Origin of the sequence: Paenibacillus sp. FSL R5-192 (assembly GCF_000517845.1) — a bacterium.
Lineage (GTDB): Bacteria > Bacillota > Bacilli > Paenibacillales > Paenibacillaceae > Paenibacillus > Paenibacillus amylolyticus.
In genome coordinates, this window is the sequence record NZ_ASPR01000003.1 from 290,298 (window position 1) to 305,992 (window position 15,695).

10 protein-coding genes and 2 tRNA genes are annotated in these 15,695 nt (G+C 45.6%); 1 reads left to right on the top strand and 11 read right to left on the bottom strand.

Going from position 1 to position 15,695, the window contains the following annotated elements:
* Positions 1–86: 86 nt before the first annotated feature.
* The 9 genes from C161_RS33290 to ppc all read right to left on the bottom strand — a co-directional run bounded on the left by C161_RS33290 (position 87) and on the right by ppc (position 14,293).
* Positions 87–209, bottom strand: a complete 123-nt coding sequence (locus tag C161_RS33290; RefSeq protein WP_256721367.1) for a hypothetical protein — start codon at positions 207–209, stop codon at positions 87–89.
* 423 nt (positions 210–632) lie between these two features.
* Complete coding sequence (gene ectB, locus C161_RS02930) at positions 633–1,916, bottom strand: diaminobutyrate--2-oxoglutarate transaminase (RefSeq protein WP_036668147.1); 1,284 nt, start codon at positions 1,914–1,916, stop codon at positions 633–635.
* Positions 1,917–3,114: 1,198 nt separating this feature from the next.
* On the bottom strand, positions 3,115–4,947 hold the full coding sequence (gene glmS / locus C161_RS02935) for a glutamine--fructose-6-phosphate transaminase (isomerizing) (protein WP_036668148.1): 1,833 nt from the start codon (positions 4,945–4,947) through the stop codon (positions 3,115–3,117).
* 923 nt (positions 4,948–5,870) lie between these two features.
* A complete protein-coding gene (glmM, locus tag C161_RS02940; protein WP_017692121.1) occupies positions 5,871–7,211 on the bottom strand; it encodes a phosphoglucosamine mutase in 1,341 nt (446 codons plus the stop codon).
* 73 nt (positions 7,212–7,284) lie between these two features.
* Positions 7,285–8,778 carry a CdaR family protein gene (locus C161_RS02945; RefSeq protein ID WP_051449555.1) on the bottom strand — a complete coding sequence of 498 codons (1,494 nt, stop codon included), beginning with the start codon at positions 8,776–8,778 and terminating at the stop codon, positions 7,285–7,287.
* Positions 8,771–9,607 (bottom strand): diadenylate cyclase CdaA, encoded by an 837-nt coding sequence (gene cdaA, locus C161_RS02950; RefSeq protein ID WP_017692119.1) that lies wholly within the window; start codon positions 9,605–9,607, stop codon positions 8,771–8,773. The genes C161_RS02945 and cdaA overlap by 8 nt, the downstream gene beginning before the upstream one ends.
* A gap of 315 nt (positions 9,608–9,922) precedes the next feature.
* Positions 9,923–10,537, bottom strand: coding sequence for a zf-HC2 domain-containing protein (locus C161_RS02955; RefSeq protein WP_036614042.1), 615 nt, complete (start codon positions 10,535–10,537; stop codon positions 9,923–9,925).
* 136 nt (positions 10,538–10,673) lie between these two features.
* A complete protein-coding gene (gene sigW, locus C161_RS02960) occupies positions 10,674–11,240 on the bottom strand; it encodes an RNA polymerase sigma factor SigW (RefSeq protein WP_036614044.1) in 567 nt (188 codons plus the stop codon).
* Positions 11,241–11,500: 260 nt separating this feature from the next.
* Positions 11,501–14,293: a phosphoenolpyruvate carboxylase gene (ppc, locus tag C161_RS02965; protein WP_036668150.1), complete on the bottom strand. Its 2,793-nt coding sequence runs from the start codon at positions 14,291–14,293 to the stop codon at positions 11,501–11,503.
* Between the two features lie 577 nt (positions 14,294–14,870).
* Here ppc and C161_RS02970 point away from each other — a divergent pair.
* Positions 14,871–15,218, top strand: a complete 348-nt coding sequence (locus C161_RS02970; RefSeq protein ID WP_036668151.1) for a WGxxGxxG family protein — start codon at positions 14,871–14,873, stop codon at positions 15,216–15,218.
* A gap of 234 nt (positions 15,219–15,452) precedes the next feature.
* Here the strand turns inward: C161_RS02970 and C161_RS02975 are convergent.
* A tRNA-Gly gene (locus C161_RS02975) sits at positions 15,453–15,523 on the bottom strand.
* 11 nt (positions 15,524–15,534) lie between these two features.
* Positions 15,535–15,608 (bottom strand) — tRNA-Pro (locus C161_RS02980).
* Positions 15,609–15,695 lie beyond the last annotated feature (87 nt).

Below are 15,695 nucleotides of genomic sequence, written 5' to 3' on the forward strand. Positions count from 1 at the left end.
GATTGCCCGGTTGATCGCATACGGCAATCCTCTGCCTAGCAGCTGTACCGCTCGGCTCCCATGCGTAAAGGACAACAAACATCGTTCTACGCAAGAGATGCGGCTACTTCGGACTCCTCTGCTTCAATAAGATTGCTGCGGACGAGCCACCCGAAGACGGGATTTGGTTTAACTTGGGGTTCGGAATTGGATTTGGGGATAGACGACAAGGAATGTTCCTCCTGTCGATGTAAGGCTTGCCGCAGGGTTCCGGCCGTCCAGCAGGAAGTCGATCGTACCTCCTGATTTGGTACCCGAGCTACCTTTGACGAAGCCTATGTTTAAGGGGTATTGATACACTCTATGTACGATTTGATTATTCCCCCACAGCCCTGGTGTGGATAAGTAAAGATTCGGCTGCGGGGTAGTGAGCTTTTCCTGACGATTAAATTTAACGAGGGTACTGCATGAGGCTCAAAGAATGCTCCGTATGGCACGAACGGGACTGCGCTTGGATTGCCGGAGAATTCCATGCTGATTGACGTTACCGCAGGTAGCATGAGGTTAAAGCGCTACCTTAACATCAAGTCCGCACGCCCTCCGGAAGGCACTTTCGTGCCTCTTGCCGGGGGCGACCATCGGCTTGGCCAAGCTTAGGTCGTTACTAGTAAATCCTTGGTCTCCTGAGAGATCACCTGCTGCATACTGGACTTGATAATGTCGCAGCCGGCGGCCAGATGCTCCATCGAGACGGTCAGCGGAGGCATGATCTTCAGCACACAATCTCCTCTGCCGGCTCTTTCAATGATGAGCCCGTTCTCGAAGCTGATATCCGCCACCCGCTTCGCCCCGGCTTCATCCATGAACCCCGAGACGTCAATGCCCCAGATCAGGCCGAGTCCGCGGATGGCGATGGACGGATGCAGAGGCTTAATTTCTTGATCAAGGAACGAGCGCACATATTCTTCCTTCTGCTTCACCTGAGCTTCCAGTTCGGTTCTGTCCCGGAACTCGAGAGCAGCCTTCGCGGCCACAAAAGCCAGCTGGTTGCCGCGGAAGGTGCCGTTGTGCTCGCCCGGCGTCCAGATATCCAGTTCGGGCTTCAGCAGCAGGAGGGACATTGGCAGGCCGTACCCGCTGATCGACTTCGACAGGGTAATGAGATCCGGCTCGATCCCCGCACGTTCGAAGGAGAAGAATTCGCCTGTCCGGCCGCATCCTACTTGAATCTCGTCTGTAATGAGCAGAATATCGTGCCTGCGGCAAAGCTGCTGCAGCTCACGTAGCCACTGTGCGTCGACAACGTGAATTCCGCCTTCGGCTTGTACCGTTTCAAGCAGGATCGCGGCCGGCTTGTCGATTCCGGAGTGCGAATCAGTCAGGATATTCTCGATATAACCGAGCGTATCCATTTCTGCGAAAGCCCCGCTCGGGTGCGGCATGAACGTAACTCCGTCCAGAGGAAGCCCCGCCCCTTCTCTCATGGACTTGGAGCTTGTCGCCGACAGACTGCCGAGCGACATGCCGTGGAAGCCACCCATGAATGCGAATATTCCACTTCTCTTCTTCGCCTTGCGTGCGAGCTTCAGGGCCGCTTCCACCGCATTCGTCCCTGTTGGACCGCAGAATTGAAGCTTGTAATTCAGCTTCTTCGGCTCCAGGATCCGCTCGGAGAAGCTCTGGATGAATTCACGCTTGGCCATTGTATACATATCCAGACCGTGCATAATCCGGTCGGAGGTCAAGTAATCGAGAACCCGGTCTTTAATATAATCGTTGTTATGGCCGTAATTGAGTGCCCCGGCACCTGCAAAGAAATCAATATATGCTCTTCCGTCCTCAGAATATAAAAGGTCTCCCTTGGCCCGGTCGAATACCACCGGAAAGCTTCTGCAGTAAGATCTTACGTTGGATTCCAGCTTTTCAAAAATGCTCACTCGCTTCATCCTCCATCGGAATTGGGATAAGGTTGGCTCTATCTATCCGAACCTTCCTTTCTAAACCTTCTGACGTCATGGAGTAACATATTCTAGGCTGTCATTTTCCACAATTGTTGGTCCCCACATGCCGGCTTGTTGGTTAGCCAGTATACTGGTCTCTCGCACACAGCTTGGATGGGTATAAAAAACCCTACAATTCCATTTATTAGAATAATAGGGAATAAGACCTAGGTTGAATTATATCAAAATTTACAAGAATGTATAGTGAAATTTTTGTTAAATATAGTCATTATATTGTTAAATTTGGTTCATAAAACATTATGTGTTAACATTTTTCGTTAAAAAGAGCGAATGTAGAAGAAACGTTGGGAATGATTTGACATCAATCGAGGAATTCGACGAGTGTTGACATTCAGTCATTTAACAGGTAAATTTGGTACATATTCCCTTTAAATATTCTTTGCCGGTGTTCCGATTCCTTGCACTTTGTAATAACTTAACATGATTACCTGACCAATTTCTGAAAGCCTGGCTGGAAACTGGCCACAGCGTCCACACGGATGGTAGCCGACATCGTTTTGTATCACGCCTTCTTCTCTACGCCTCTGTTAGAGTAAAGGGTAAATATATTCTTCTCCTCCTCATCAAACCGTAGGTGAGGTTTTCCCTTATACGCTTTCCGATGTCCTTCACTCATTTACATGCAGATTACAATCGCGTTCTGAGTCCGAATTGAACGGTCAATAATTTCACTTCGCGTAATAAGCTTCTTCATCGAGCGCATTGTTGCTTCTTGGCATACCATTTTGTGAGTTGCTGAAAGATGTACCCGTCACGTTCAGTCATCTTCCTTTACCATTCAAATGATCTTTTATGCCCGATCCGCATCCTTCTTGGGGATATATTTGCACTTACGAGTTGCGAAGGTTAATGATTCTCTTTAAGAAGTTGATTACATTCGTGCACGAAGAATATTTCAAATGTGAGAATTACAAAAGGATACTCTTCCTAAGATACTTTATAATCTGATGGATTTTCGTCCAATGAATGACCGCAATTTACAATGAAAAAACACAAATAAGGTGGTTCTAATATTTAGAACCACCCTCCTGAAACATCAAAAAAGTCCTGATGACTTAGAGTCATCAGGACCATTATTTTGTCCATACTTTATTAGTTTACTGAATTCCTTACCTTACTCAACCGTTACACTTTTCGCCAGGTTACGTGGTTTATCTACATCATGACCCAGTGCCAGGGAAGCATAGTATGCCAGCAATTGCAGCGCAACTACAGACAAAGCAGGGCTAAGCAGTGGCAGCGTCTTAGGAATCGCAAACGCTTGGTCTACGGATTTCAGCAATGGTGCTACGTGCTCTTCATACGTAATTGCCAATACATCTGCGCCACGTGCTTTTACTTCCTTAATGTTGCTCACTGTTTTCTCAAGTACGTTCTCCTGCGTTGCCAGGGCAATAACAGGGATACCATCTTCGATCAATGCAAGCGTACCATGTTTCAACTCACCCGCAGCATACGCCTCGGAGTGAATATAAGAGATCTCTTTCAGCTTCAAAGATCCTTCTTGAGCTACTGCATAGTCAAGACCACGGCCAATGAAGAAGAGATGTTCATGTTTGGAGATTTGCTCTGCATATCCTTTAATTGCTTCCGCTTGCTCCAACATGGATTCCACTTGCTCAGGCAATGCTTGCATTGCTGCCAGCGTGTGTTCAATCTCTTCTGCAGATTGAGTACCACGAACTTGTGCAAGGTACAGACCAAGCAAGTTAAACGCGATCAATTGCGAAGTATACGCTTTGGTAGAAGCTACTGCAATTTCAGGACCTGCCAATGTTGCGATAACATCATCTGCATCACGTGCAATGGAGCTGCCCACTACGTTTGTGATTGCCAGTACATGTGCCCCATTGGATTGTGCTTCACGCAATGCAGCAAGCGTATCGGCAGTTTCACCGGATTGGCTCACTACGATTACAAGTGTATCTTTGTGCACGATTGGGGAACGGTAACGGTACTCGGAAGCCACATCAGTTTCAACCGGAATACGTACCAATTGCTCAATCACTGTACGTCCAACCAGACCTGCATGGTACGCTGTACCACATGCAATGATTTGAACGTTACGGATATTTTTAATTTGTTCTTCAGTCATTTTCAACTCAGGAAGTTGAACTTTTTTGCCTTCATTATCGATGCGACCCAGCATAGTATCACGATATGCTTTTGGTTGCTCATGAATTTCTTTCAACATGAAGTGCTCAAATCCGCCTTTTTCTGCGGTTACAGCATCCCAATCGACACGAATCATTTCCCGAGAAATAAAGTTACCTTCAATCGTCATCAATTCGACAGCATCATGTGTCAATACAGCCATTTCACCATCATTCAGAATGTACACGTTACGTGTATGTTCCAGAATTGCCGGGATGTCGGAACCAATGAAGTTCTCGCCTTCACCAATACCAATAATCAATGGGCTTGCTTGACGCACAGCTACGAGTTTCTCAGGCTCATGCTCTGTCAATACACCCAGTGCAAATGCGCCACGCAACAACGTGATCACTTTTTGTACTGTTTTGACGATATCACCATTGTATTCACGTGCGATCAGGTGAGAGATAACCTCAGTATCTGTCTCGGAAGTGAACGTGTGACCTTGAGCCATCAATTCGTCCTTCAGATCCAGGTAGTTCTCAATAATACCGTTATGCACAACAGAGAATTTCTGGCTTCCATCTGTGTGTGGATGAGAGTTCTCATCCGATGGTTTACCATGAGTTGCCCAACGTGTGTGTCCGATTCCGGCATTACCTACCAGTGGTGCACCATCCAGCTTGGCTTCAAGGTTCGCAAGACGACCAAGAGCTTTCGTGATTTGCAGACCTTCCGGTGTGAATACTGCGATACCTGCAGAATCATAACCACGATACTCGAGTTTCTTCAATCCTTCAACCAATACCGACTGAGTGTTCTTATTACCAATATATCCAACAATACCGCACATAATTTATTTCCTCCGTTTGTATATGAATACTGTGTCACGAAGAGAAACAGGCAGAGGCGGCATATCGGAAAAATGAGTGATTGCCTAGCGTTTCATGAATACTTGGTACTTATTCAATTATCAATGATCAGAGCGACCTCGTGTCGCCCCGCTGTCATCATAAGCTGTTATGAATGCAATCATGAATGTACATCATTTTCCCGTCCGCGTACTGTTTACGCTCTTCACGCACATTCATTTGAATTTTAGTTTAACTCTTGCACCTGCACCGGCGCGTTGTGTGGACAGTCACCTATCCATTTTCCGCAATCCGGTTTACGGCTCTGGTGCTTCACCGGGAGGTCCCCGCCGAACAATCCGAACACCTCCACCTCGTCAGCTTGATTGCCGTTGATCTTAATCAGCCGTTCTTCAACCTAGAAGAAATCCTGATCAACATCATCCCGCGCAACTCCAAGCTCTGGCGCTTGTGTAACTGTAACCTTACGTTCCTCACTTTCTGTGTCTGAATGACGACTCCACTCATTATATGCACGTCAGGTCCATTTTGCAATGGAGCAAAGTACCTGTGACAATTTTAGCATATTTACCTACAATCCCGACCGGATAAACGGACCTATGGTCTCATCAGGCCGGGACGCAGGAATATCCATCTTTAGAGGAAATTCAAAAAGTCCGCTTTTGATTACGAATCATGCCTATTGGCATAATCAGCATCGAATATGAAATTCAGCCGAAATGTCCGTTGCTCACGTAGTTTCCCTACGCTCCGCTACTCCATTTCTATCTTCATTCCATCTTCTCGGTACTGAAAACCAGACTTTTTGAACACGCACTATATGTCCTAAATCCTGTTATATCATACCCTTTATACACAACAATTCCCTTTAGAAAACCGTATGCACATGGGATTTCTTCCGGTCCTATACCAGCTCTTTTTGCACCACATCTGCGATTTGAGACACAAATTGTTCAAGTTCGTCTTTATCTGGTCCTTCCGCCATAACACGGATCAGAGATTCAGTACCTGAAGCACGAACGAGTACACGTCCATTATCCCCGAGTTGCTGTTCTACTGTAGCAATAGCTTGCTCGATTGCAGCATTGCCCTCGTATTTGCTCTTATCTTCAACACGCACATTCACCAATACTTGTGGGTACTGGGTCATTAGCGCTTTTAGTTCACTCAGTTTTTTACCGGAAGCCTTGAGCGTATCCACGAGTTGAATCGCAGTCAGCATACCGTCTCCAGTTGTATTGTAATCCAGGAAAATAACATGGCCAGATTGTTCTCCACCCAAGTTGTAACCACCACGACGCATTTCCTCCATCACATAACGATCACCTACTGCCGTTTTAGCTGTTTTCAGTGCAAGTTTCTCTGTTGCTTTGTAGAATCCGATGTTACTCATAACGGTCGATACAACAGTACTGTCCTTCAACTTGCCTGCACGATTCATCGCATCACCACAGATACACAGAATGAAGTCTCCATCCACCTCAGCGCCTGTCTCATCAATAGCAATCAGACGATCCGCATCCCCGTCAAAAGCAAGACCCAGATCTGCTTTATGTTTGAGCACTTCTTGTTTCAGGTTCTCTGGATGAGTTGATCCACATTGCTCATTAATATTCAGGCCGTTAGGCTCAGCGCCAATGGCAATGACTTCTGCACCTAGTTCACTGAACAACTTTGGTGCCAGTTCATAAGCTGCTCCGTTTGCACAGTCCAAAACAATTTTAAGTCCAGAGAACGATTCATTTACAGTCGTTTTCAGGAAATCAAGGTAACGATAACGGGATTCTTCATCTGTCGTTACAGTACCCAGCCCGCCACCAACTGGCCGTGGCAATTGATCTGTCTCCGCATCCATCAGTTCTTCAATCCGGTTCTCTGTTTCATCAGACAGCTTGAAGCCATCTCCACCAAAGAACTTGATTCCGTTATCCTCAACTGGATTGTGGGAAGCCGAGATCATCACGCCCGCGTCAGCTTTCAACAAACGTGCAATATACGCCACTCCCGGAGTGGATACAACGCCCAGACGGATCACATCAGCGCCAATGGACAACAGACCTGCAACCAGTGCGGATTCCAACATCAATCCCGAGATACGAGTATCCATGCCGATAACCACTTTTGGTCTTTCCACACCACCTGCAAGCACGTAACCACCACAACGTCCAATGCTGTAAGCCAGCTCTGCCGTTAACTCTTTATTGGCAACCCCTCTTACACCATCTGTACCAAAATATTTCCCCATGATTTAACTCCTTCTATTCGCATCATATACGAGCACTATTATTATTTTTTTGAGAATTTTAAAATTAGAACGTTTACGGATTCGCGCCACTTTTACTGCCAGTACCGCTGTTATTATTATTTAAATTACCTCGACTGCTTGTGCTCCCCTGTTGACCCTGATCCTGAGTATCCGTATTCGATTCCGTTTCTTCTTCATCAGGAACAGGCTCTGTTTCCCCATTTTCAACCTCGGCTGGTGTTGGGTCAGGTGCTACCGTTCCCTCGTCCGTCGGTTCTTCGCCAGGAGTGGTCGTGGTGTCTTCAGCCTTTTCGCTAATTTTGACCGTCGCACTTAATGCAGTGGATGATTCATCCAGTTTGGCATAACGGGGCAGGTCGGCTTCAAGCTTGATCTCATGCGTTCCGACCGCAAGTCCAGCAAGATCCCCGGTTAACGTGAGATCATCACTACTCAGACCCTCAAGCATACTTGCTGAGCCTGTAAGTGTGAGGTTCAGACCGCCGCTTCGAGGCGTAACCAGCGTCCCTTCCAGTCCATTCCCCGCACCGGTAAGTGTGATGGGGACGTTCGGAAAGACTTTGGTTGTCTCCTCTGCCTCGTCAAATGGTGATATGGTTACCTTGATCTGAATCGAACTAGGCTCGATTTTCTCAAAACCAGAAGGCGGCGTCAAGTCCACGTTAACTGTCGATGTACCCGACTGATCAAACTGCGTAAGATCAAGGGTTACTTGGTCGTAGGACTGTATACCCGCAAGCGCATCCTCTGATCCATAAACCGAGACTTCTTTCACGTTTGGCTCTACCGTGGAGAGTACCAGGCCTTCCGGAAGCTGTCCCGAATATTTGATTCTTAAGGGTACAGATGTATAGGGCTGATTGACCGGAACTCGGACTTCAACCGTTTGAGGCGTTATAATCGCATTTTCAAGGACCTTGCCTTCAGCATCGTAGGCTTGAAGTTTCACTTTTTTCTGTATGACATCTTCCTTGGCATCTTTCACGCTCACACTGCCCTGGACCTTCGCTACAGCCTCGAGTTGCCCTTCGGGCAGAGTTACCTTAACCGGCGTCGAAGGTTCAGTTACGGGCGTTCCAGCGTTGTATCCGGCGGATGGTTCCCCTTCGGGTACAATATTCACATTGAAGGATTTGGTGCCCAATTTTTCTACGTTCACCGTAACCATGGAAGGTTCCATGCTGACCACTTCTACCCCGGAAGGCAAATCAGGTACAAGTGGCAGTGTATTGGACCCATCTTTCACCTGACTCAGATCGACCAGTACCTTGTAATCGTCATTCGTAAAAATCGATGTTAGCATCGAGCGCTGTCCTTTAATCTCCAGCCGGACCTCATCCGTACTTAATGAAGTGAGCACATAGCTGTTGCTGTCTAATCCATAAGGTTGAACAGGCACCGTACGTTCCACAACCTTGTTGGTTGTCCCTGTTGTAATCGTAGGGGTGGTTGGTACTTCATCCAGATGAATCATGAACCAGAGCAACAGGCTCACCGCAAGCGCAAGTATTTTGGCAAAGTTATTATTGTTAAACCACTTATCCATTGTTACGTCCTCCCTTCCGTTTCCAGAAGGTTGTCCAGCCATTCTTTTTCAGATTGGATGTAGGGCGCAACTCCTCATACAGTTTGGCAATCAGCGATTCTTCCTTAATATCACGAACGACCTGTCCATTCATAGCAAGTGACACTTGTCCAGTCTCCTCGGAGACAACCAAACAGATCGCATCTGCAACTTCGGTAATCCCGATTGCTGCACGGTGACGTGTTCCCAATTCCTTACTGATAAAAGGATTCTCTGATAATGGCAAATAACAAGCTGCCGCCGAAATCTGTTTTCCCTGTATAATAACGGCTCCATCATGGAGCGGTGTATTTGGAATAAAGATGTTAATCATCAGCTCCGAGCTGACCAGAGAATGCATCTTAATGCCCGATTCCGTGTAATCGTTCAGACCTGTTTCACGTTCAAATACGACCAAAGCGCCAATTTTACGCCGTGACAAATAATTAACTGACTTAATAATCTCACCAATTAACACGGTTAGTTCTTCATCACTCGCTGCCGCTGAACGTCCAAACAGCTTACCGCGTCCCAATTGCTCCAGACCACGACGTAGTTCCGGCTGAAAGATAATGAAGACCGCAACGACACCAAACGTAAACATCTGGTTCATTAACCATTTGAGCGTATACAAGTTTAGCCACGTACTTAATGCCCAGATCAGCACAAGGAACAGAATCCCTTTTAGGAGCTGAACCGCACGTGTCCCCCGCACAAGCAAAATCAGTTTGTACATAATATAGGTAACGATCAATATATCGATAACGTCCTTAATGGACTCTGTCCACGTTAAGTCAGCAAAATAATTCATAAGCCAGCCCCCGCTATCCCCATTGATGAGTAAACCCTGATCTCATATTAACCCATTAGGATTTTATATAATCCTTTGTCTCCGCATTTTTGCATTATTTGATTTGTGCAAAATGCTTATCTATATGTAGTAGTATGTTCTCTTTAGTATCTAGGTTATAACGTTAACGTTCAGGTTGCAAGTTACGGCAGTCTCAAACTGCACATAAACATCACATTTACCATGAATTACAAAGTTTGCGTATAAAAAAAGAGTACCCCATGCAATCTGGAGGTACCCTGCTTGGTATATACCATTGAAGAATTTTACCCTGTTCTAGCGATAAGCCACTTCATTTACCATATTGGTTATTTTGTACCAGAACCAGTCCAGCGCCTGATCAATACTTTTCACCTGACCTGAAATATGCGCCGTTGAAGCCTGAAACAGTTGTCCGTCGATAACCGTCAGATTGCCGTTCACATCACCATATACTTGTGCGGTTCCATTTTCTATCGTAAGATCGCCAGCAATTGACTTACCTTCAGGAACAATAACCGTGTTACCCTGAATCACGATCTGGTCCAGATTATTTCCCTTAACAACCATTTCGTTATTCTGATTCCAGAAATTCAAGGCGCTAAAGAGCATCACGACCAAAAAGAAGGCTGCCGCCGTCAGCGCGGGATGTCCTTTGACCCATTTGAGCCATGCTTGCTGTCTCTTGGGCTGGGGCAGAGCATTCATAATTCGATTGGTCAGCTCATCAGAGGCAGACGGTGAATAGTGTTTCATGGCAAAGAGTAACATTTCCGTCTGTTCCAACTCTTTAAAGCGCATGCGACAATCCGGACAGATCACAAGGTGACTTTTCAGTTCAACCTTCTGGGCCGGGGACAACGACTCATCCAAACATTCATGCATTAAAGAGACGGCCGAGTTGCAATCCATATGAGAGCCAATCCTTTCTTAAATCACTTAGTCCATGTGCCATTAAAAAGCACGCATAAGACTTGCATACATTACATACGCATCCGTTTCGGATATGTTTCAAATAATTTCGCCCATATTTAAAGGCGCTTAACATTTATAACTTATACTCCAATTTTTTACGTAGAAAATCACGGCCCCGATGAACGCGTGTCTTGATCGTTGTTACGGGCATACCTGTCACATCACTGATTTCCTGTAGCGACAAGTCCTGTAAATATCTCAGAATCATAACGGACTTATACTTGGCTGGCAAACTGTCAATGGCCTCACGAATGAGTGTCTGCGTTTCTGACAGGAGCGCTTCACTCTCCGGTGTACGATCATCACTCGGGAGCATCGCATAACCATCAGATCCTTCCTGATCATTCAGTTCAGCATCCAATGAGTATGAAGGTTTCTTTCTGCGCAGTCGGTCAATACACAGATTCGTTGCGATCCGGTATATCCAGGTTGAGAACTTCTGGTTCGGATCGTACTTCTCCATATTACGAAACACACGCAAAAACGTCTCCTGCACAACGTCTTCAGCTTCATGACGATTGTTCAGCATCCGGTATGCCAAATGAAATAGCTTGTCCTTATATAGTTCAACGATTTCTGCAAAGGCTCTCTGGTCGCCCTTGAGCACCAGTTTAATAAGCCTATTCTCCAAATTGTCCACCCTTATTCCCCCAGACATGCTGATGGGTCTTCCGTCTTCTGATACCCGTCCACACTTGTAATTCACCAATCAAATCGTAAATCAACTTTGGTCAAAAATCAAGACTGTATGACAAATATCCGCCAAAAACAGTAAAAACGGGAACTCCCGCAGGAGTCCCGTTTCATCTCTTACTCCGTAGAGCAGAGAATAGAGCTTTTTAGTTAACAAAGTAATGGGTACTTTGTTACATATAATCATCATTCACAACAAATTGATAATCAACCTGTATTACGAAGTCCTGCAGCGATTCCATTGATTGTCAGCAACACTTCTCTAAGCAGTTCCGTATCATCCTCACCACGTTCACGCATATCTCTGAGCTCGCTCAGAAGTTGAACCTGCATGTAGGATAACGGATCCACATAAGGGTTACGAAGGCGGATGGATTCTTGAATAACCGGTACATCATCCAGAATTTCAGCTTCTCCGGTAATTTTCAGAATCAGCTCTTTTGTGAGCTTGAATTCGGCTTCAATCTGACCGTAGATGCGATCACGGGCTTCCTTGTTCGAAGTCATGGCTGAATATTCTTTGGCAATGACCAAATCAGCCTTGGCTACGGCCATCTGTACCGTATCAATTAATGTACGGAAGAATGGGAAGCTTGCATACATTTCTTTCAGGACAACCAGATTTTCCTCTTTATCCTGATAGTAACTTTGCAATCCTGTTCCTGCCGCATACCATGCCGGAAGCAGATAACGACTTTGAGTCCAGGCGAATACCCAAGGGATCGCTCTCAGATCTTCAAACTTATCGCTATTTTTACGCTTGGATGGACGAGAACCAATATTCAGCTCACCAACCTCCGGAAGCGGCGTTGATTCTTTGAAGAAGGTGAAGAAGTCTGGATCACGGAAAATCAGATCCTGATATTTCGTCAGAGATACTTCCGAAATCTCTTTGATGATGCTGTCCCAATGACGTTCGGATGCTGACTCTTGCGGCTCAAGCCCATTAAGTGCTGCTGTGATTAGAGCCGAAGTTGCCTGCTCCAGACTGCGGTATGCAATCCCCTGAAGGGAATAACGGGAAGAAATAACCTCTCCCTGCTCCGTAATCTTGATGCCCCCACCAATCGTATGTGGTGGTTGAGCAAGAATACTGCGGTTGAGTGGCATGCCGCCACGTCCAAGAGCCCCGCCACGTCCATGGAAGAACTTCAGCTTAACGCCGTGTTCATTACCTACAGCCGTGATGGCATTCATTGCTACACGCAATTCCCAGTTGGCTGTAACCACGCCGCCATCCTTGTTACTGTCTGAATAACCAAGCATGATTTCATGCAGTTCATTCCGTCCTTTTACGCTTGCGCGGTATACAGGAAGGTTGAACAGCTTCTGCATAATGTCCGAAGCCGCATGTAGATCATCAATCGTTTCAAACAGCGGTACCGCTTGAAGTGTAGATACAACGTCACCGTTGTGACCTTTGGTGAATAAGCCCACTTCTTTGGCAAATACCATAACCTCCAGCAAATCACTTGCGCCCTGCGTCATACTGATCAGGTAACTTGTGATACAGCCGTTCCCAAATTCGTTCTGGGCACGTTTGATGGTACGGAAGACTTCCAGACACTCTTTGGTTCCCTCCGTGTATTGGTGATAAGGAGAAGTAAGCGGACGTGGATCATCCAGCAAACGAGCAAGCAGATCGATTTTACCGTCTTCAGTCAGACGCGCATAATCTTCTACAATGTTCATTTTCGCCAAAATCTCCGACATCGCATTTTCATGTTCCTTACTGTGCTGACGCACATCCAATGCTGCGGTATGGAAACCAAACAACTCGACTTGACGAATCATTTTGCGAATGGTCGTATCTGCTACGTAATCGGCAAAATGATGGCGCAGACTTCGATCAATAATCATCAGTTCATCAATCAAATCCTGTGCGCTATGATAACGGTCAGGCTGACCTAATTTGTTTTCATCCAGTACATTGTTCAGCTTGGCAATCATATAAGCCAATTTGATGCGGTATGGCTCTTTTTCATTCCGCCAGATATCCACTTTTTTCAATGTAACAGAATTACGATCCTGCTCAATCGACTGCACCAGCTCATCCGATACATGAATGATGTTTGTGCTGAAGCTGAGATGGCCCATAAGTTCAATCATAATCCGTTGGTATTCACGCAAAGCAAGCTTGCGTTGCATCAACAGTGTCTGCCATGTTACATCTGAAGTTACCGAAGGATTTCCATCCCGGTCTCCACCGATCCAGGAACCGAACCGCAAATACGTCGGCACATGCCAGTCATGGTCAGGATAAAATTTGTTCAGGCAGCGTTCCAGCTCCTGATATACATCCGGAAGTACGTGGAACAACGTTTCATGAAAGTAATACATCCCGTTCCGCACTTCATCAAGTACAGTCGGTTTGCGGTCGCGAAGTTCATCTGTCTGCCAGAGTGTAATAACCTCATTCAGCAGCTTCTCACGCAACTGTTCACGTTCACGCAACGTCAGCGTAGGATTATCAAGTGACATGACATCTTCGGATATCCGTTTATGGATGTCCAGAATAACCCGGCGCATAGCTTCGGTTGGGTGAGCTGTCATAACGAGTTCCAACGACAAATCGTCGAGAATCTCTTCCACCTCTGTATGAGACAGTCCACGTTCCTTAAGATCCTGTACTGCTTTCTCAATCGATCCTGGCTGCACAGCGTCCCCAGCAGAACGTTCATAATCCCGTTTACGCCGGATCCGATGGTTTTGTTCAGCAATATTAACTAATTGAAAATAAATAGCGAAAGCCCGAATAACCTGGTGACGATTGTCCGAGTCTAATTCCTGGATCATCGTTTTGAACTCTGCATAGAGTTCTGGCAGAAATTCTGCACGTAACGATTTGCTCGTTTCCCGAATCTTCTCAACGATATCTAGAAGCTCCGTGCCGCCTTGATGGACAAGAACTTCTCCGAGTATATTGCCCAGGAACCGCACGTCTCGCCGAAGCAGGTTGTTGGATTGGCTTTTGCTGGCGGTTACCATAGTTTCAGTCATGCTTATCCTCCCATCTGATCGTTCCATTCGTACACGTAAATTTGACACCTTCATAACATCATACAATAAAATGGTACGAAAATCTTTATTTTTCTACTAGAAAAAATGGGGAGTATCCCCGATTTACAGCAAAAAAACACGCTTTTTTATTCATTTTCTTGTTCTGCTTCAATTAATGGTCATATACTGTCGCATGATACCTTTTTCACGTACTTTAGATAAATCAAAAGTCTCATACCTATTCTTAAAAACTCATAAATATACAGTTCTTTTAGATATGATCCCATGTACCTGATATTAAGGTTAAACCGCATAATTTCATTGTTTGAGAACAGATGATATACAAAGAAACATGACCGGCAAAGCAAGCTTTTGTATACTTTACCACAGTGACGCAATAAATTAAAGATGTAATTATAATTTTCTTCCCACTACAGTCTGCTTACTAGGCAAGTTTCTTATGTATGTTGTTATTCAATTGGACTCAAAGGTATATCTTAACAGACTATTTCTACATATTGTACTTGTCTTCTTGGGCAGATTAATCTGTAGCTCTTACTAAAAAGGAGGAATCCAAATGATGAAGAAAGGTACAACAATTATTGCTTCCGTGCTTCTGGTGGCCGCGATGGCTGGCCCTGCTGCTGCTGATGGTCATATGTCCAAAGGAATGGATACAACCGGCTCACGTGTCCGGTCTTATCAGGACACCAACTACATGGACCGCACAAACACTAATTCCAACATGAATATGAACATGGATGGAAACTACCGCAACAATGGTGACTATCGTACCAACAATGTTCGGGCAAACGCCACAACAACCAACCGTGACAATGGCATGGATTGGGGCTGGCTTGGTTTACTGGGACTGCTTGGATTAGCGGGCATGCGTAAAAGAGTGACGGATCACAACGAACGTTAAATTGTACTCACGTCACTATACAATAGCTGCTACGTCTTAGAAGCAGCTCATCCACAGAGGTAAACAGAAGAGCCAAGACCCCTTTACTATTAAAGTAGGGAGGTCTTGGCTCTTTTTTAAATAAACCTGTACTGTACTTTATATAAAATATTACATAAAATAACTGCTAATTCTTACGTTAATAAAAATAAAAAAGCCTCTGCATCTGCAAAGGGTCTTTCATTATATCCTGTAAGCGGGTGATGGGAATCGAACCCACGCTATTAGCTTGGAAGGCTAAAGTTCTACCATTGAACTACACCCGCATAAACAAAAATCGGGATGACACGATTTGAACATGCGACCCCCTGGTCCCAAACCAGGTGCTCTACCAAGCTGAGCTACATCCCGATACTAAAAAATAATGGCGCGCCCTGAGAGATTCGAACTCCCGGCCTTTTGATTCGTAGTCAAACGCTCTATCCAGCTGAGCTAAGG

Coding starts and splice junctions, on each gene's coding strand:
- glmM (WP_017692121.1), bottom strand. CDS start 7,211: ATGGGGAAATATTTTGGTACAGATGGTGTAAGAGGGGTTGCCAATAAA.
- C161_RS02955 (WP_036614042.1), bottom strand. CDS start 10,537: ATGGATTGCAACTCGGCCGTCTCTTTAATGCATGAATGTTTGGATGAG.
- C161_RS02945 (WP_051449555.1), bottom strand. CDS start 8,778: ATGGATAAGTGGTTTAACAATAATAACTTTGCCAAAATACTTGCGCTT.
- cdaA (WP_017692119.1), bottom strand. CDS start 9,607: ATGAATTATTTTGCTGACTTAACGTGGACAGAGTCCATTAAGGACGTT.
- C161_RS02970 (WP_036668151.1), top strand. CDS start 14,871: ATGATGAAGAAAGGTACAACAATTATTGCTTCCGTGCTTCTGGTGGCC.
- glmS (WP_036668148.1), bottom strand. CDS start 4,947: ATGTGCGGTATTGTTGGATATATTGGTAATAAGAACACTCAGTCGGTA.
- ppc (WP_036668150.1), bottom strand. CDS start 14,293: ATGACTGAAACTATGGTAACCGCCAGCAAAAGCCAATCCAACAACCTG.